The sequence below is a fragment of the Mucilaginibacter sp. OK268 genome (assembly GCF_900103125.1).
Taxonomy (GTDB): domain Bacteria; phylum Bacteroidota; class Bacteroidia; order Sphingobacteriales; family Sphingobacteriaceae; genus Mucilaginibacter.
The window spans coordinates 570,114-589,941 of the sequence record NZ_FNJV01000001.1 but is presented as its reverse complement, the minus strand read 5'-3'; the positions used below and the strand labels follow the sequence as shown (position 1 = coordinate 589,941).

The following is a 19,828-nucleotide window of genomic DNA, read 5'->3' as shown; positions in this document are numbered from 1 at the left end:
TATTTTGTTCCGGGTCTACGCGTGATCTTTCCTTTGAACTTATTGAAGAGGCCGTTCGTTCTACCCATTTATCGCCTGGGAGGATAAAAGGATTGAAGCCAAAGTTGGCATTTGATATTAAAATAAAATGATGAGAAGTCTAAAAAAAACTCTTTGTATAGTCTTATTTTCGGGCATTTATGGCAGTGCCCGCTCCCAGCAGTTTATCCATCCGGGCCTTTTGAGTAACGATAAAGATATAGCGAGAATAAAGATGGGGCTAACTACCGGTCAGCCGGACATTAAGGCAGGGTTTGAAGAACTCAGCCGACACCCTCAATCACAATTCACCTACCAGCTTCAAGGCCCGCTAACGATGGTAGGCAGGAATCCTACTGTGGGACAAGGTGCTTATGACAACGATGCAAACGCCGCTTTTCAGAATGCTTTGATGTGGGCTATTACAGGCGATATCCGTCATGCGAAGAAAGCTATAGAGATCGTTAACGCCTGGTCAAACACACTGACGGCTATCACCGGAAAAGATGCAGTGTTAATGGCTGGCCTGGGCCCGTTCAAAATGGTCAATGCAGCGGAGTTATTACGTTATACAAATTCCGGCTGGACCAAAAATGAGATCCTCCGTACAGAAAAACATTTCCGGGAAATAATTTACCCTGTCATTCAAAACTATGCTCCATTCGCAAACGGGAACTGGGATAGCGCAGCCCTGAAAACGGCTATGTCCATAGCTATTTTCTGCAATGATCATCAGATCTTTGAAAACACACTCGATTATTACCAGCGAGGAGCAGGAGACGGTAGCTTGACCAACTATATCATTAACGATTCTGGGCAGAGCCAGGAAAGCGGGCGGGACCAGAGCCATACACAGCTTGGAATTGCCCATCTTGCGGATTGCTGTGAAATGGCCTGGCACCAAGGTCTGGATCTGTATGGTTTACAAAACAACAGGTTACTGAAAGGATTTGAATATACTGCGAAGTATAACCTCGGTTACGATGTTCCATTTACACCGACCATAGACAGAACAGGCAAATACCGGCATTACCATATTTCCGGGGATACCAGGGGCAGGCTTAGAGCCGTTTATGAAGAGGTTTATAACCATTACGTCCGCCGGCGGGGCCAACAGGCCCCATTTTCCGCTGAAGCCGCTGCCCGGTTGCGGCCTGAATCACAAGGAGCGCCTGGGGCCGATCATACCGGCTTTGGTACACTTTTATATTCAAGGCTGTATCCGGACAGTATTACTGCGAGTGTCCCCTATCGTTCTGCCGGCGTTATCGTGACGAACTCCGGAGATGTTAATATCATTACCTGGCCCTCAATAAATAACGCTGGCTATTACAGGATCAGGAGGGCAACAAAGCCTGATGGACCTTATGAATTATTAGCGGGCAAAATTATGAGCGATCATTTTATTGACCGTAACCTCATAAAAGGCCGGTTATATTATTACGCGGTTGCTGCGGTAAATCCTAATGGCCAAAGCGCGTTTTCAACTTCAAAATCCATATGCGCGGGATTGCCGTTCCCATGGAAAATTGCCGATATCGGCATAGGTGGCGATCATGTTGAAGGAGATCCGGATACCTTATTCTCAACAGGTGGTAAGAAAAGTATGGCCTCGTATAATGGTGCTACTTTTGAACTGCATGGTATCGGCACAGGTACAGATAGCCAAGGCGATCATTGCACCATGCTTTACCAGCCACTGAAGCAATCGACCGGTATTATGATGAGATACGTACCACAGCTTAGTGCACAGGCAACCCAGCTTGGATTAACTATCCGCAATGGACAAGACGCGAATGCCGGGAGTGTATCGTTGTTGCTGCGCTCCGTGACCCAATCCAATCCAGAATCGCCGGGCTGGCGGATGCAGTTTCTGCGGCACCTTGAAAATGGCAGGACCGAGGTTATTGCCTCGAGTGATGAACTAAAATCCCCCGTTGTGACATCTGGGCGAATGACCGGGTCATTATGGTTTAAGATCAACAAGTCCGAAAATCACTTTATATCAAGTTATTCGGCAGATGGCAGACAGTGGACAACACTGGGAAAAGCTGATTTTAAGACGGCGACCCGTTCGGTTGTGGGCGTTCTTGTAGCCTCCGGATCAACACTTATCGATACACAAATCGCGATTGGTGAGTTAAAACTTTTGAAACCCTGATTGCAGATACTTTCAGGTTAATGTTCAGGATTTCACCTGAGCAAATCTCTGCTCGTAGGCCACCCTTAGTCGCCTTCCTGGCTCACATTTAAATGCTGAAAGCCAGGGATATTTTCCGGACCGCCAAATCCTGCCTTCAACAGGGTCTAACCACCGGCCCCCGCTTTTTTGATAAATGCATACTTTTTTTCTGATAAGCATCTGATGATGAGTATCCATTTCAAGTTTGCTTGTCTTCTCCCATATCCAGTTATAAAATATCTTGCTAAGTATCCTGTAAGGTCGTTGGACCAACCCAGGCACAACCGCAAACTACGATTCACCTAAATTATCAACTCTAATGGAAAGAATTTTTACGCTCAACAAATTAACATTATGCAAACGCTGCATGTGGCCCTTGATTTTTTACCTGGCAGCAATGCTGATCTCCATCGATGGAAATGCTCAAACATTTGTACATCCCGGTGTGGCCTTTAACCGGGCCGACATGGACCAGCTCAAAGCCAATATTATCAAGGAGCCCTGGCTTTCGGCTTACAATACATTTAAGAGTGATTACCGTTCCCAACTTAGCTACAGTCCCTCTACGCCGCAGCAAACCGTAACCCGTGCTCCGGATTTGAATAATGGTCAATGGAAGACCGATATGATTGCCATCCACAACCTGGCTTGGATGTGGTGGTTTACAGGAGACTCTACTTATGCCCGCAAAGCTACTAACATACTTGATGGTTGGGCGGTAACCAATACTACCTGGGGCGGTAATGAATCTATGCTGGATATTGGCGACTATGCCCAATACTGGGGCGTAGGTGCCGAAATCCTCCGCTCAACTTTTCCCGGCTGGACGGCAGCCAATACACAGCATGTAAAAAATTATTTTGCTAATGTATTATTTCCGACCTCCTGGGTGCCCGGTCCCTTACGCGATGCAAACAAAGGAGCTCTTCAGTTAAAAATAGCCCTTGCCGCATCGGTTTTTTGTGATGATGCGACCCGATTTAACCAGGCGGTGGATGTGTACAGGATGGATGCCGGAGGAGGGATGCGCAATTCACTGCCCGATGGCGAAATTGGGGATTCAGGTCGCGATGACCACTGGCGTGTACAAGCAACGGCTCTGGCCTGGGGCGCAGAAGTTGCCTACAAGCAGGGGGTAGATATGTTTGCTGAACTGGATAACCGGGTATTGGCAATCGGCGAACTTTATCATAAATACGCCTTTGATGGAGCTACGATGACCTATATCCCGTTGGGGGGGTATGCCAGTTATTGGACCAGTTGGGGGATTCAGCCCGGAGCAAGAACCGGCGACATGACCAACCTCATTTACAGCGCTTATGCTGTACGTAAGGGAATACCTACCCCTAATACCGACAGGATGAGGGCTGCATTGATGCAACCCGGGGCCACCAATTATTCTCCGGCCGGTGGTGATTTTTTATATCTGAAATCATCGGATACTTCTAACGCAGTTAAACTGCCGGCGGTGTATTATCCTGCTGATCATGTGCAAGCGGTGAGCAACCTCACCAATATAGATATCGGTAACACCGGATTGGCAGGCAACGCTTCGTTCAATAACGGAATTTGGACACTTAAAGGTGCGGGAACTTCCACCAGTAATGCCTTCAGCTTTACCTTTAAAAAAGTTAGCGGCGATGCAGGTCTGGTGGTAAAAGTTGAGAATATGTCGTTAAATACCGGTGGTTGCGGCGTCATGTTACGCGAGTCATTAGCGCCCGGTTCCGCATTTTATGATCTTTATCTTAACGCCACCGGCGGTGCCGGCAGGCATTGGCAACCCAAAGCTCCCTGGTGGCTAAAAATTGAGCGTGTTGGCACCCGCATATTTGTTTACCATACGCAGGATGGTGTAAACTGGACTAATGATGGTTGCTGGTATTCTGCAACAGGTTTCCCAACTAATTTGTACGCGGGATTTTATACCCTCTCCAATAATACTTCAGCATTGAATACCGCTACGTTTAGTAATGTGGCCTATAGTCAAACCGCGCCAGCCGGATCTCCCGACATCACCAGTGCAACCACCGCTACAGCTACCATTGGCACGCCGTTCAGTTATAGCATTATTGCCAGTGCTAATGCATCTTCTTATAGCGCCAGCGGCTTGCCCACAGGGCTTAGCATTAATACGGCGACCGGCGTCATTTCCGGTACACCTTCTACAACAGGACAAAGTGAAATTACCATAGCTGCCACCAATGCCAGCGGAACAGGCACAGCAACGCTTATGCTGAATGCGATCAATAACGAAACGCCACCTGCACCGACTTCGGCTGCGGCATCGATAGTTAACACACAAATTAATCTCACTTGGGTAGCTTCTGCAAACGCTACGAGTTATTCGGTAAAACGGTCGCTAACGCCGGGAGGAACTTATGCAACGATTCAGACGGGAATTACCGGTACTGGTTTTACAGATGTATCTCCTATACCAGAAGTGAATAATTATTATGTTATTACGGCCCTTACAGGTGATAAGGAAAGCGGTAATTCAAACGAAGTTTTCGCTGCCGTTCCTCCTACAGCACCGGCACAACCCTCTGCGGTTAATAAAAACAACGAAGTTGATCTGAGCTGGAACAGCGCTTCGGGAGCAGCTACCTATAATGTAAAACGGGCAACAGTAAGCGGCGGCCCTTATACTACCATAGTCAATGTATCGACTAATTCGTATGCCGATATCAATGTAAGCAATGGAAACCCTTATTATTATGTCGTTTCTTCTGTAGGCGCCACAAAGGAAAGTGCCAATTCGCCTGAAGCATTTGGCGTACCTGGTTCAAACTCATTTGTATGGAATCCAACGGCAATTACAGATTCATTGAACCTCGCAGGCAATTGGGTTGAAAATACAGTTCCGGTAAATCCAGCCATTATAACTTTTGGTGAAACGCGAGATAGTACATTAACCAATAATATTACTGGTTTGGCAGCCCCAAGAATTCAGTTTAGCCCAGACGCCAATGCAAATAATACCATTTCCGGTAATGCCCTGACATTGAAAAATGACCTGGTTAACAACTCAACAAAAACTCAGACCTTAAGCACACCCATACAGTTAACTGATCAGCTAAATGTGAATACCAAAGGTGATGTTGTTCTGAACGGCGGGATAAGCGGCTCGGGATCTTTAATGAAATCCGGGGCGGCTGCATTATATGTTAGAGGAGGCAATAATAGCTATACCGGAAATACCATTATTGTTGGCGGTACACTTGCGGCGGCTGGCCTAGGAACGGGAACGGCGAGCAATCCAACAGCGGGACCTTTAGGCACCGGTAAAATTCAAATGAGCGGGGGAGCGCTGCAAGCTACAGCCGGTGCCGATCTTTTATTGTATAACGACATACAAGTATTGCCCGGAACGAGTTATATGTATGAAGATGTTAATTCAATAACTCTTTACGGAAAGCTGTTAGGCTCTGGTACGCTGCAGCATGACGGAAACGATTATGCCGGCCTTAATCTCCTGGGCGACAATAGCCAATTTGCGGGTACTTTTATTTCAAAGCTGAGAAGTGGCAGGCAGAGAATACGTTTTGGAGTTCCTGAATCAGGAAGTGCAAATGCAACCTGGTTATTAGATGCGAATGCCGTTGATTGTCAAGGTATCGGTTTTTCAAATGGAACGCTAAACTTTGGTGCGCTTAACGGTCGTGGTTATATCCGTGCCGATGCAGGTGGTGCACCTGTTATCAGTATAGGCGCCCTTAATACTTATTCCAGTTATGGCGGAACCATTAACGCAAATGGCAGTGGCTTAACCGTTGTAAAGATAGGTACAGGAGTTTTAGAAATGTGGGGTAATCAGGCTTATGGAGGAACTACCACTGTAAAAGGAGGAAAGTTATTGATAAATAACAATCCAAGTAATGGCGTTTTTAGCAGCCCGGTAATAATAGAAGCAGGTTCACTGGGAGGCTTCGGCGTAAGTCAGTCCTCGGCCACTCTGGGAACCGGGTCAGGTGCGGGTACAATATTAGAACCCGGGTTTTTAAAGGTCGGTACTTTAAGTGTTGGAGCACTTATAATGAATTCGGATGCGACTTATACCTTAGAACTTGATTATGGAGCCATTACAGGCGACAGGGTTATTGTTACCTCAGCCAACCTGGTTAACCATCCTGCATTAGCAATAACGCCAATAGCAGGAACATTGCCTTCAGGTACTTCTTTTACCATAATTGATAACACTGGCAGCAACCCCATATCCGGTACTTTCAAGAATCTTCCGGAAATGGGCCTTGTCAATGGCGGGGCGTATAACTTCCGCATCACCTATAAAGGAGGTACAGGCAATGATGTAGTACTGCTTGATGACCGAACCCTGGGAGTAACCATTACCAGCGCATTAATTGATACTGTACTTGTAGGCCGGCCGATGACCTATACGGTGACCGGAATTAAGTCGCCAAACTATTTCTCGGCCAGCGGACTGCCGGCAGGTCTTCGGATAGACTCATTATCCGGCAAAATCTCCGGCACGCCAAGTGTAACGGGTGTTTTCAATGTTATGCTGACGGCGGGGAACGGCAATACTACCGGTACGGCCACATTGGTTTTAAATGTGCAAAGCAGAACAGTCGGTTCTCTGATAGTTGCAGCGGGCGATGCCAAAAACATTCTGGAATGGCAGCCTATCAATGGGTTCAGCTATAATTTGAAGCGCGCCTCGGTATCCGGCGGCCCTTACACCACCATTGGCACAACGGGCAGTCCGACCTATACCGACAGTAATGTAACGAACGGTAACACTTATTTTTACGTAGTCACCTCAGTTGACAGCACCGGCGAAAGTGACAACAGCCTTGAAATTGTAGCCAAACCTAATTTAGGACAGCAGGAATTTTATCAGGTTGATGAAACCGGGGGTTTGAAGGGTATTGATGCCTGGGGGGCTAATCACGCTGTACTGGCTGTCGCTGCAAGCCGCTCGGCAGGTAAATATGGACAGTCGCTGCTATTGAATGGATCGGCAACTGCCTATGCGACGCTGCCGGCCGGGATATTCAGCAACCTTAATGATTTTACGATCAGCGCATGGGTCAGAATGGATGCAATCAGCACCTGGATGCGCGTGTTTGATTTTGGGGCAAGCACTACGCAATATATGTTTCTTACCGTACAGGCTGGTGTTTCCAGTGGTAAGTCCATTATTCGGTATGGTACCAAGAACGGTTCAGCTGCAGAACAAAGCCTAAGCTATAACTATACCTTTCCCTTAAATACCTGGACTTATCTGGCGGTGACCCGGGCAGGGAATACGACAACCTTATATTTGAACGGCACTTCGGTAGCTTCATCGACGAACATTACGATCAAACCGTCTGCGCTCAGCAATACCTCGTTGAATTACCTGGGGAAATCACAGTTTTCTGACCCGATGTTCAAAGGTTCCATCGATAACTTCAAAATTTACGGGCGGGCGCTGAACAGCTCTGAAATAACAGCAGATATGTTAGGTGACCAAGCGATTAGTTTTGCAGCAATGCCTGTAAAAGTGCTTACTGATGCTGATTTTGTTCCGGTGGCTACAACAACCTCGGGTTTACCGCTAAGTTTTACCAGCTCCGATACAACGGTTGCAGTCATTCTCAATGGCAAGGTTCATGTAAAGTCAGCTGGCACAACGGTTATAAATGCATCACAACCAGGGAATACCAGTTACAAAGCGGCCACATCGCTGAACCAACCACTGACGGTACAAAAAGCATCCCAAACCATCACCTTCGCTGCTATCCCCGATAAAATACTGTCCGACACCGATTTTTCCGCCGGCGCGATATCCAGCTCGGGGCTGGCAGTTAGTTACGCCAGTTCCGATACCTCTGTGGTAAGGGTGATCAACAATAATTTACATATTGCAGGAGCAGGGAGGGCGACCGTCACGGCATCGCAGACCGGAAACGCGATTTACACGGCGGCTCCTCCCCTGAGTCAAAATGTGACGATTCATAAGTTGGAACAAACCATCAGCTTTACTGCCCTGCCCGCCGGAAGGCCTGGTGATCCTGATCTATTACTTAACGGTTCTGCAAGTTCGGGACTGCAGATCAACTACAGCAGTTCCAACACCGATGTAGCAATAATCCTTAATAATAAATTGCATATCCTCGGACCGGGTACTAGTATAATAACTGCCGGTCAGAACGGTAATACCCAGTATTCAGCGGCGGCACAAAGTCAGAATTTCACCGTTTTACCATATAATATCCATATGCAATCCTTAGACGGCGATAATGGCCAGCTAACCAATAATTTAATCAAGCCCTATCTTAAAATATCCAATCAGGATTCAGTCGCCGTTAAGTATAGCGAGTTGACCGCACGATATTGGTTTACAGCCGAAAACTACGCCGGCATAAATACCTATATTGACTACGCACAATTAGGTACAGGCAATATCACCGCAACGTACATACCATTACCAAATCCGCGTAGTAACGCATTTGGCTACGTCGAATATGCTTTTGCGGCCACAACCGGCAACTTAAATCCTGGGAGCACATCCGGTGCCATCCAATCCCGTTTCGGTAATAGTGACTGGTCAAATTTGTCAGAAGCGAATGATTACTCGTACCGTCAAGGTTCTGCCGTTTATGCGGATAACCCCAACATCACGCTTTATCGCAACGGTGTGCTTATCTGGGGTACCGAGCCTGTCTTAGTTGATAAAAACCGCCAGGTTAAGGTTTACACCGAGAATAAAACGTCATCAGGAAATACCATAAGTATTTACCTCAGTATCGATAACCAGGGAAATGTTCCACTCAATTACAAAGATCTGAGTATTCGTTATTTCTTTACGAATGACGGTTCTAAGCCGTTAAATTACTGGATCGATTACGCAAAGATCGGCATATCTAAAATTAACGGCCAGATCGGCCCCTTCTTGCCAGCAGACACGATGGCCGATACCTATTTCCAGCTCAGCGTAGATTCCTCCGCTGGTAAATTATATCCATTAAGCACCACCGGAAATATCCAATACAGGATCGCCAAGACCGACTGGTCAGCGTTTACCCAAACAAACGACTACTCCTACCAGTCAGGCACCAGCAGAGAAAACCCGCATATCTGCGTTTACTATCAAAATCAGCTTATTTACGGCACTGAGCCTTCTGGATCTGTTTTGAGTACGGCGGCTTTCCACAGCAAGATGACGGGGGTAAGCGATAACCCCAATAATGTTATCCCTGAAATCTCTATCGCCAAGGCGGTATCGCCTAACGGAGACGGCATTAACGATTTTCTGATTATTGAAGGGATAACCAGTTTTCCCAATAACAAGCTCACCGTTGTCAATCGTACCGGGTCATTGATGGCAGAAATCAGGAACTATAACAACGTTGATAAAGTCTTCAACGGGCGCAGTACCGGTGGTCAGCTGATTGCCGCCGGGACTTACTTGTACTTGCTCGAATATGTAGATAACTCAGGTAAAAAGGTCAGGAAAACCGGATATTTTCTACTGAAATATAACGATTAATTATAAGGAAAGAAGGATGAGCAATATTTCAAAATCTATTCAAACCAACGGCCGCCTATGGGTTGCCGTTGGTTATTTTCTATTAGCCCACGTATTTACCGCCAGCGGACAAAACTCGTTCACTTACAGCCAGTATATGAATAACCCGCTTCCGCTAAACCAGGCCTATTCCCTGCTGGACAAAAATGGTTCCATAACGGGGCTTTACCGCAGCCAATGGACGGGGATAGAAGGCGCCCCCAAAACATTCATGTTTAATACAGCCATCCCCCTGGAAAGCATGAACGGAGCGGCCGGACTAACCATTCTGAATGACCAGTTCGCTATTGAGCGGGTGTCTGAAGCCAATTTCTTTATAGCGAAAGGCGTCCGGCTGGGCAACGAAAGCTTCCTTGGGGTTTCTTTAAACGCCGGAGTCAGGCAGTATGTGGCCAATTATTCAACACTCACCACGTCCGATCCGTCGTTCCGTAATGATGTTCACCAAACGCGGCCTAATGTCGGCTTTTCAGTCATGCTATATGCAACAAATTATTATGTAGGATTTGCACTTCCGGAACTTACCGTAGCAGCCTTAGGCGGAGGATCTTTGGAAGATAACATCTATTTCAACAGCCATTTCAATTTTTCTGCAGCCTATCTGATCGACAATGGATCTGATTTCAAATTTAAGCCGGCATTTTTGGCATATTATACCAAAAACGAACCCCTGATTGCCGATTTTTCAACGACTTTGTATGTGAAGAACATCATCGGTCTAGGTGCCGACTACCGCACAGACAAACATATGTCCGGGATCATTAGTATCAATTCCAGTAACGTCCGTATCGGTTATAGCTACCAATTTGGTACAACCGGAAATAACCTGGGCGGAGTTAACAATGCTGTTCATGAAGTGATGCTGACCTATCGCTTTGGGAAACACCTGAATAACATATCCTTGTTATAATAAACTGATGAGTCAGGATTGATCATCAGTCGAAACCCATTTACCAGTTCCTGTCATCTCTTTGACAGGAACTTTTTTTACAGGCAAATGAAGGCTAATGCCTTGTAAATTGAAGGTAACATCCTTATTTCAGGAAACGCCTGCTTTCCGTGTTTCTGTTAAAATTTAAAGATATAAGCCAAGAGTTAAGCTTAACATCCAACTTCCTGCTTTTAATATTGGTATGGCTTGTTTAGCGAAACTCGGCAAAGGCATTGTCCGGAACAACCCGGACATCCTGCACGCACAACTCTTCGTTGACCGGTCGCAGACTCAAGGCGATCGTGTTGATCTTACCCGCACCAAAATGTAGCCAGGTTTCGGGTATGTAGAAATCACGCTGAGGTCCAACCTGCCAGTAACGGCCCAGGCATTGCCCGTTAACGTAAATAAAGCCATTTCCGGTAGCCTCCAGATGCAAATGCCAGGGCACCCATACACCCGGCTTTGGCGATGGCAATTCGAACTGCATCCGATACCAGGTCAGGAGTGCATGGGTGGCCGGCGCGGAACTTTGTTTTATTGTCACCTTCTTCCAACCATGGGCAATTTCCGTTTTCGCGTCTGAAAGGGCTTCGCCAACCGCATGTTCTTTGCCAAGCGATCCACCTTGAGCAAATTGAAGTGGCACGCTTTCATTTGCCCCTTTGACTGAAAGAAGGCCGTATGTACCGCCCGTTTCCATCCCTTTCGGACCATTGCGGTGGCCACGTTTATCATGAAGCACAATCAATTCCTTCGCATCCGGAGGCAGTGTGAAAGTAAAATATTTATGGTCTTCGCTGACAGCCACAGGTAGCATTTTTCCACCAGCACTTCCAATAATCCCGTCTTTTGGTTGTACTTCAATATCAATAGTCGCTCCGGAATTAGCGGTAATCCGATAATATACAAAGTGACTACCAAACACAGCGTGTGCTTCAATCAACTCATTGGATTGGAGCGGTGTCCAGACAAATGGCAACGGATCGCTAAGTTGTTCCAGTTTATCGATCTCCACCGTTGAAGGAAGATCGGTTGGACGTTTGATAACCGGCGCGGTCTTTGGCAGCCATTGACCTTTGCGGGTATCGGTCTCACCGGGAGGAAGGTAAAATACGACTGAACCAAACGCTTCAAGGTCGTATTCGAATGAAAATTCCGTGCCATCTTTCTCTTTCACCCGTGCCAGTCCGGCACGCCGGGTATGATAATCGTCGGTCCGAATAAAGAAATAACGGCTACCATCGAAGGCTCGACGCTCCGAGATCACCACGTCATTGGTGGTCGTTTTTGTGTCAATCTCTACCAATTGAGCGCGCACAAGTTTGCCTCCATGTTCGCGGATCATCTGACCAAGCGACCGAACACTCTGGTAACGCACATCAATACCACCGTGTTCTCGGATTGGCGCATCATAGTCGTATGTGGTGGTAATATTGTATCCGCCCCAGTCATCAAAATTGGTACCTCCAAACAACATGTAATAATTGGTGATCGTCTCGCCCATCTGCCAGGCATAAAGGGTAATGTTTTGGATTTGCGCGGCAGTGAGCCCATCCTGTTGGTCGCTCAATTTACCACCCACCACAGAAAGCCAGCCGCCTTGTAATTCGGTTGTGGCAAGGGGAGCTCCCGGCTGCTCCTGCCGTAATTTTAAAATCTGCGTTCCAAGTTCCCTTGAAACGTTCCAACGCGGATAGAAATTGCAACTATCAAAGACCTGCCGCAGCACTGGATCCTTAGAATCACGAACCTGTTTTGTCCAACAGGTAATGAACGGAACGTCAATGCCCCCGGCTCGTGCAAAGCGTGCAAGCGCCTTGATCTGATTGATTTTTATATCGTCAGTATACTTTGCAGAGTCATATTCATTTTCCAGTTGCAGTAATAAAACACCCGGCTTGCCCGGCTCCTTCCGCGTGATCTGATGTTTCGCGATAATTGGGCATACCGCATCAAACCAATGTTTTGTCCATGTCAAAAAAACCGGATCGTCTGAACGCATCCAGCCATCCTTGTGCAGGGGTTTAGTTGGCGTCTTCAACGCACTAAGCCATAAAGGTAAGCCGCCGTTATCCCATTCAGCACAAATGTAAGGGCCAGGCCTGACAATGATATTGAAGCCGAATTCCTCGGCCATCGTTAGCCATTCGTCAAGGTCTTGTAACTTATCGATTTTCGAAAAATCATCCGGAGAGTCCGGCATTGATCGCTCGTGCCAGTTCCACGGGATATAGGTTTCGACCGTATTAAAATCGGCTTCTTTAATTTTTTCAAAACGATCGCGCCAGAGTTCTTTTGGACAGCGGAAATAATGAAATGCGCCGCTGTAGATAAAGGTGTCTTTTCCATCGATAGTCAGGCATGCTGAATCAAAAAGAATGCGCTCTGATTGAGCCAACAACAACGACTCATTAGCGGGGATAGGATGCACCCCGTTGTCATTAAAACCATAAGCTCCAAATGAGCGAAAAGCAGCCAATCCAACGAAGGCAAGGCTTCCATTTTTCAAAAACACACGTCGGTTCGTGGCAAAAGACATATTAATTATAATTATTCAATATCAATATAAGACCGATTTTCAAGCCTTCTCATACTCTAATTATCTATAAATAGTTTTTATTTTTTGATTCTTATATCCTGGTATCGTTATACTATTTGCTGCAGACCAAAATTACTTGCCGGAATTGACTTGACCCGGCCTGGCCCGCACAGGGCCCCCAAAAGAAACGGCTCTTTAAATGCTTGCTGGTACTCTTGTTTTTTGCTTTTTTGTTTTTGCTGGCGTTTGGGTTTTTCCTTTTAATTCTTTCAGCTTTTTATCTGCCAACTTACTTTCCCCGAAGGCTTGCTTCAAATGCTGCGTCTGACATGGTTTGCTGTTTATCAATATTAGCTTTTGACTTTTTAATAAAGAATTCGGCACTGTTCGACTTAGCGCCGACATAATTCTTGCCACATCAGGGTAAAAGCCCCGTAGGATGAGGCTTGTATCTGTGTTACCGAATCAGGCTTAGTCATTCGGTTTCCATTTAATTATTATCCAAACATTTAATCGGAAAGCCAGCTGTAAATCTACCGTTTGAGGAATATTTGACAGTATACCTTAAATTCCAAATCGGTTCTCATCAATTATTTTCGACCATAGTTATATTGCCGGCAATTCCAGCACGTTAAACCATCGTTGTAAGTACCGCATGATCGCATTGTTCCTGTTCCATCTCCTGGTACGCAGATATCAAGGCTATGTATTTCTAAAAACCTTGATATTTTAAATACTGTTATTAATGATCAACAATCATTTTGATCATCGGCAGGCTATTAAGTTGTACCGAGTATACCCCTTTTTGGGGCGCTGAATTTAAATCGACTCTCAGAATACCGTCAGAAGAGTTTTGAAACCTCCTGTTCAGAATGACACTACCGGTTTTCATATCGAATATTCTGACGTTGATCAGCTGATCGTGCAGATCAGCGGTTGTCTTTACGTTAAAGGACGCACCGGCAACGGGATTGGGATAAATCATATTGGTTTCAATCTTTTTATCGCTTAACCGGTGTGTTGAAATTGAATTGGAATTGTGGCTTGTCATTAAATTGCTATCATAACTTGCCAAATCGGGTTCATTGCCAAAAATGATTGCTCCCTTGTAGTAAATGGTTATTTTGTTACTCAGTACGAAGGCGGAAGAACCGGAAAAGGAATAATCATTGCTTTGGACAAAGTTTGACCAATTGCCTTTAGAAATCCTATGCTGTATATTTCCAGTCGAACTTAGTGGGTATAATTGTCCTGCATTGCTGTTAAATTTAACTTCAAGATAAGTATCAGCCATATTTTTAACCGGGCTCAGAAGGGAAAATGCCCCGCTTAAATTACCATTACCAAGTTTGGCATAATCAAGCCAGTAGTTCAATGATGTATTACCGTCATTCGTAAACCAATATCGGAAAGACAAGTCACCATAATCAACAGGTATATTCCCGATGTTGCTAATCTTAATATAATTACTGATGGCATTCGTTATTGCCGCTGTGTTAACGGTCAGTATTGATGCTGTAAGCTGAAGATTCTGTGTCGCAGCAGCCGGTTCAATTCCCCAGATCAGAACGCCATTACGATAAATTGTGATATGGTTATTAGTGACCGGCGAACTGGTTTTTAAATAGGAATAGTCGTCCGTCTCATCCAGGTTCGACCAATCGATATTTGCTGCCCTTGATCTGATCGGGCCTGATTGGGCTTTTGGCGACAGTAAACCTGCAGAAGGTTTAAAGCTGTATTCCAGATAACCTAAAGCACCGGTTTTAGGAGACGATAAGGGTTTGTATAGCAGATTAACATTGCTGCTTCCAATCTGGGCATAATCTATCCAGGTATTAATGCCCGCATAATTTTCAGGTGTTAACCAATAACGTAGGGTGATTTCATTATAATTGATAGCATTGTTACCGTTATTAAGGATCTGTATTTCAGGCCGAACAGTGTTATCAGAAGTACTGTTGTCTTTATTGACATACTGAACAGCAAGATCTACCGGACTAACCGCGAGGTTTTGTCCAATACCGTCAGCCGCCAGGTATGTGCTGTCGCCGGGTTGCGAGGCGGTAATTACAGACTGACCAACACCAACGATATGAATTTGATTGCTCACCACTGTAGCTACCAATTCATTCGAACTTGTGACGGCGATGGGTAAATTAGATGTTGAAGTAGCTGCGATAGTAAAGTCAGTGTCGCCAAGTAATTTCGCCGGTATCGGTTCAAACGTAATTGTTTGTGCCTTTTTCGCACGGATCAAATTGATCGTGATGCTTTGTTCCTCACTCCAATTAGCGCCATCGTTTACCCTTAGCTTTAATGTATAAGAACTTACATGTTCAAAGTCGATCTGGGAAGCCGGTAAGACTTTGATGACACCAAGCGTATTGATGCCGAACAGTGCAGCACCGGTACCGCCTGTGATCTTCCAATTACCAAGCACGGTCCCGGCATCCGGATCAGAAGCGATCACCTTTCCGATGGCCAGGGAGGAATCTGCACCTTCGCTAACAGTGAAAATTTGTCCGCTTTTGATGATCGGCGGCCAGTTGGATCCAGCCAGGCTATCCAGCTCTAAAACAGTAAAACGCTGATCTGATGCACCAAACACAAACTTATCTATCTGCAAACCGTTTTCCCTGCTACCAATTTGAAAGGTTTGCGTTAATGCATTTTGCTGAACAGTAAATGTCACCGGTGTATCTCCGCCGTTGAATCCGGAAAGGTTGATCCATTTCCAGGTACTATTACCGGCTGTTCCATCCGCCTTAACTGTGTCTCCCTGTGCTATATAACCTTTACCGGCCAAATTGTTAGCTGTTATCCAGTCGGAATTATCCGCAAATGGATTTTTTATACCAAAGGATTGTCCGTAATAGAAACTATCGTCATTGGCAGCACCGGTTCCCACCCAAATTTTCGCATACAGGTCATAACTGCCGGGCTTATCAAAAGTTACCTGATAGGTTGCCACCTTTGAACTGTCTCCAGGATATGCTGAATTTAAAAGGTCTGTTTTTGAAGTAATATAGCTCACATCTGATGTAACTACAGACCAGTCGGTCCCCAGCTTTCCAGATTCTGCCTGTACCACGACGGCGGCTTTCTTCGATACTTTTGCAACGGCACTGTAAGTAATAACTCCTTTTTGATCAGTGGCTTTTACCTTATAATAGGTGAGGTTAGCAGACAGCGTATCAAGGTGAACATAATAACTATCCTCTGTGTTATTAGCATTAACTGTATAAATTGTACTGAAATTTACGCCGTCTGTACTTTTTTGCAATTCGTACTCCAGTAAATTCTCTTCAGCTGCCACCCTCCAGTCAACCTGAATCTGGGAGTTATTTTTTTGGACCGCATTAACGGAGACGAACGAAAAGGGCAATACCTGTTTGGTCAAGATTATTTTATCCATGTTGATGTTTGCACCTGCGGCGTTGGCTTTGAACATTATCGTATCGATCCCTGCTTTCAGTTTCACATTTTGCGTAAAGACGGTCCACGTGCTGTCTGTTGCCGTAGCGGCGAATACCGGCGTTCGTATCTTCGCACCGTTCACAAAAAGGTCGAGCTTAGTCACATTCCCCTTTGCCGCTGTATACCTGGTTTGCAGTTGATAAGTCGTGTCGGCAGGGATATTGAACACTTTAAACCCAACTGCAGATCCTGCTGTGCTGCTGCTTGAAAATGTAACATATCCCGTTCCGTGATAACCTTTTGAACTCTTGGCGGTGCTTGCTTCCGCAATGATGATACCACCCTCTGCTTCGTACTCTTTGTCGCCGGTGTATGGATCAGCCGCAGCAAGCGGGTCCATGGTCACCGGTAGAGGTGCGGTCAGTCTCCCCGTCGCCGCACCAGCACAGTCTACCGTGATATCAACCGGTCCGTTATGGGTGACCGTCAATGTATAAACTCCGTTTGTCCAGACAGCATTTGCCGTACTTGACTGATGGCTGCCCCTTTCAGTTATAATAAAACCCGGTTGCAGAGTGGCACCATAAATCTTGATGACGCTGGTCCGCAAAGTTCCGTCCCAGGGACTTACTGCAAATGCGGGAAGTATGGTATTTTGCAATACCCCCCAAGTAAAATCGTTCGGGTATTGTGACCATAACTGATTTTTATCCGTACGGTAATTGTTCAGATAAATTTTCAACTTGTTGTTGGATTCATTGATCACACCAAGTGTGTGTGCCGGGTAGGAAAGTACTACACTGTCGCAGGTATTGTATTTGAACGGAATAGATGCCATAGCCGACTTGTCAGTATTGATGTATGGATTGTAGGTATACAAGCTATTGTTCATTCTGGCAACAAACATGTCACCATTGGATTCTGTTGGATAAAGACTGTTAAATTCATTGATCTTGTTAACCTCATTTGTCCATCGTGTCTTGTATTCCGACTTCTTTACCAACGCTGCACCGGACAGCAAAGAAGTCTCATAAGAAGCGGAAGAATACAATTCCGGGATCGAGGCATAACGACCACTTTTTTTAAACCAGGTTCTGTTATTCTTTAACGCACCATCCATCGCGTATAAGCCAGCGAAAAGTGAATCGGTAGTATTATAATCCACATCGTTAACAAACGCTATTTTTGTTCTGCCAGCCACTTCATCCACCCCTGGTATCCGGATAGTCCCGTCCAACACTTTTCTGAAGACATCTGCCAGCATGTTATTGAACGCCGGAAGACGGTAATTGCCGATGACGGTAGTCATCCATGGGACTTCGGGGCCATCTATCACAGTCGCGCCTGTCAGCATCAGGTGTTCGACAATAGGTACCCCCATCACTGCTTCAGGGCATGCGAAAAGCCCCCGGTTACCGTCGGTATTTTGCCCGCCGACCACTTCTGGCCCGAAAACCTGTCCCCTTCCGGAGAATGGCCAGGAATATTGATCATACCGGATGGCATAATTTCCGGCATGGCCTGATAAAAATGCACCCAGGGCTCCGCTTTCATTGTCATAATACCCATAGGAATGGGTGAACTTGTCACCGTAAATCATATGATCTTTATAGACTTTGGTGGCATTGGCAAATTCGGTGCTCGTTTTTAATTTGGCGACCGTATTAAAACTAGCGTTGGAAACGGAAAAATTGTCGTTTATGTACAGATAACCTCCATATTTCTGACCCATTGCCAGGAGGTTCACAAAAAGGTTTAACCTGGACTGAAATGTATTAGCATCGAAACCCCATGCCTGTTCAGCAAAATTATAACCAATAAAATTCGGGTATTTTTTATACAGCGACTCATACAAAGTTAGCGCAGTGTCGGCCGCAAATGCATTTTGAATACCGCTGCTTACCTGAACCATCGCCCAGATGCCGTTTTGGGCGCAGGTATTTAACCAGGACTCTGCACAATTATAACCATTGTTCCCGAGTATAGAGGTAGACAAAGAAATATTTATAACAACATTAGCCCTCATATCCGCAGGGATAAGATCGATGACCTGTTGTGGTTGATGGGCCCAGACATCGGCATGCAGAAGATACATCGGTCTTGTGGGAGACAGTGATCTTCTCATTGCAGCCACGGGAAAACTGGGATTAGAGCTAATGGAAAAAGGAAACGGGGCGGAAACTGCGGTTTGATAGTTATCATCAGCGTTAACCGTCGCGATTACCTGATAGGTCCCTGCAACAACCGGCCGGTAAACGGACGGGCCGTAGGAAGTGGTGCCGGTACCACTGTAACTATAGCTGACGGTTCCTGTTGACCCCGTAACATTTGCCGTCTGCGGGCCTTGAGCTGAACCATTGTAGAGGTAGTTTGATGCGCCAGTCACGGTTATTGTAGAGCTTGCCTTCACCGACGCTTTAAAGGCAATGTCGTCGTAATAATATTGACCAACTGGGCTGGCAATTCCATAAACGAGCTGCGTAGCGCCTGATGAGTAAAGATTTGCGGCATCGGTATAGATCGCACCTGTTGTAAAATTCGTTCCATCCATAGAATAAGCAAACGTCAGTACATTACCGCTTATGGAAGCGCGAAACCAGCAGGCTTTATTTACCGCAAACCCCGGTATCGTTAAAGAAACGTTCTTTAGTTCAGCAAGGGCAGTAGAAGCGGATGAGTTTAAAATCCGAAAGGATACCGATCCTGTAGTGCCATTATTCTGCACCATGAAGTAATAACCCTTTTTTATGCCTGTGGCGTATCCGCCGGTACCGCTTCCGCGCAATAGAAATCCTTTTTTGTATGTCGTAGCACCCTGGGTAATATACTCTTTCCAACTTATGGCGTAATCAGTGCTAGTTACAAACGAAGTCAGATCAGACACTCCGGTTTGATTGAGTGTCCCAACACTCAGGGGATGCAGTAATTGCGTCGTATTGGCCACACCATTATCATTAGCATTAACGAGTGTAGATATCTCGAGCGATCCGGAAGCCTGGCTTATATCGCCCAGGCCATGGCCTGCATCGAAATCGTAAACTATTTGTGTTTGCGCCAATGTGTAGGTATTGCAAATCAGGGAGAGCGCACCTATTAAGCAAATGAGTAAATTTTTTTTCATAAACAATATTTAATTGGTTTTACTTATCCGACCTTAAGGGTCTCAACTGTTACGAATCAGTCCCTTATCATTCGCGGATT

General features: G+C 45.8%; 5 protein-coding genes. 3 read left to right on the top strand and 2 right to left on the bottom strand.

Features of this window, described 5'->3' with window-relative positions:
• Positions 1-127: 127 nt before the first annotated feature.
• The 3 genes from BLR84_RS02295 to BLR84_RS02280 all read left to right on the top strand — a co-directional run bounded on the left by BLR84_RS02295 (position 128) and on the right by BLR84_RS02280 (position 10,644).
• Positions 128-2,179 carry an alginate lyase family protein gene (locus tag BLR84_RS02295; RefSeq protein WP_090463740.1) on the top strand — a complete coding sequence of 684 codons (2,052 nt, stop codon included), beginning with the start codon at positions 128-130 and terminating at the stop codon, positions 2,177-2,179.
• A 340-nt stretch (positions 2,180-2,519) separates the two neighbouring features.
• Positions 2,520-9,695, top strand: a complete 7,176-nt coding sequence (locus tag BLR84_RS02285; protein WP_090463734.1) for a cellulose binding domain-containing protein — start codon at positions 2,520-2,522, stop codon at positions 9,693-9,695.
• A gap of 16 nt (positions 9,696-9,711) precedes the next feature.
• Positions 9,712-10,644, top strand: a complete 933-nt coding sequence (locus BLR84_RS02280) for a PorP/SprF family type IX secretion system membrane protein (RefSeq protein WP_090463731.1) — start codon at positions 9,712-9,714, stop codon at positions 10,642-10,644.
• 232 nt (positions 10,645-10,876) lie between these two features.
• Here the strand turns inward: BLR84_RS02280 and BLR84_RS02275 are convergent, their stop codons facing one another.
• The gene (locus BLR84_RS02275; RefSeq protein WP_090463728.1) at positions 10,877-13,207 is read right to left on the bottom strand and encodes a beta-galactosidase; all 2,331 of its coding nucleotides are present in this window, start codon (positions 13,205-13,207) and stop codon (positions 10,877-10,879) included.
• 742 nt (positions 13,208-13,949) lie between these two features.
• Entirely contained in the window at positions 13,950-19,748 is a 5,799-nt protein-coding gene (locus tag BLR84_RS02265) for a glycoside hydrolase family 98 domain-containing protein (protein WP_090463722.1), read from the bottom strand.
• Positions 19,749-19,828: the final 80 nt, after the last annotated feature.

Excerpts from the sequence above, each read along its gene's own strand:
- BLR84_RS02295 (WP_090463740.1), top strand. The coding sequence starts at position 128 with ATGATGAGAAGTCTAAAAAAAACTCTTTGTATAGTCTTATTTTCGGGC.
- BLR84_RS02285 (WP_090463734.1), top strand. The coding sequence starts at position 2,520 with ATGGAAAGAATTTTTACGCTCAACAAATTAACATTATGCAAACGCTGC.
- BLR84_RS02280 (WP_090463731.1), top strand. The coding sequence starts at position 9,712 with ATGAGCAATATTTCAAAATCTATTCAAACCAACGGCCGCCTATGGGTT.
- BLR84_RS02275 (WP_090463728.1), bottom strand. The coding sequence starts at position 13,207 with ATGTCTTTTGCCACGAACCGACGTGTGTTTTTGAAAAATGGAAGCCTT.
- BLR84_RS02265 (WP_090463722.1), bottom strand. The coding sequence starts at position 19,748 with ATGAAAAAAAATTTACTCATTTGCTTAATAGGTGCGCTCTCCCTGATT.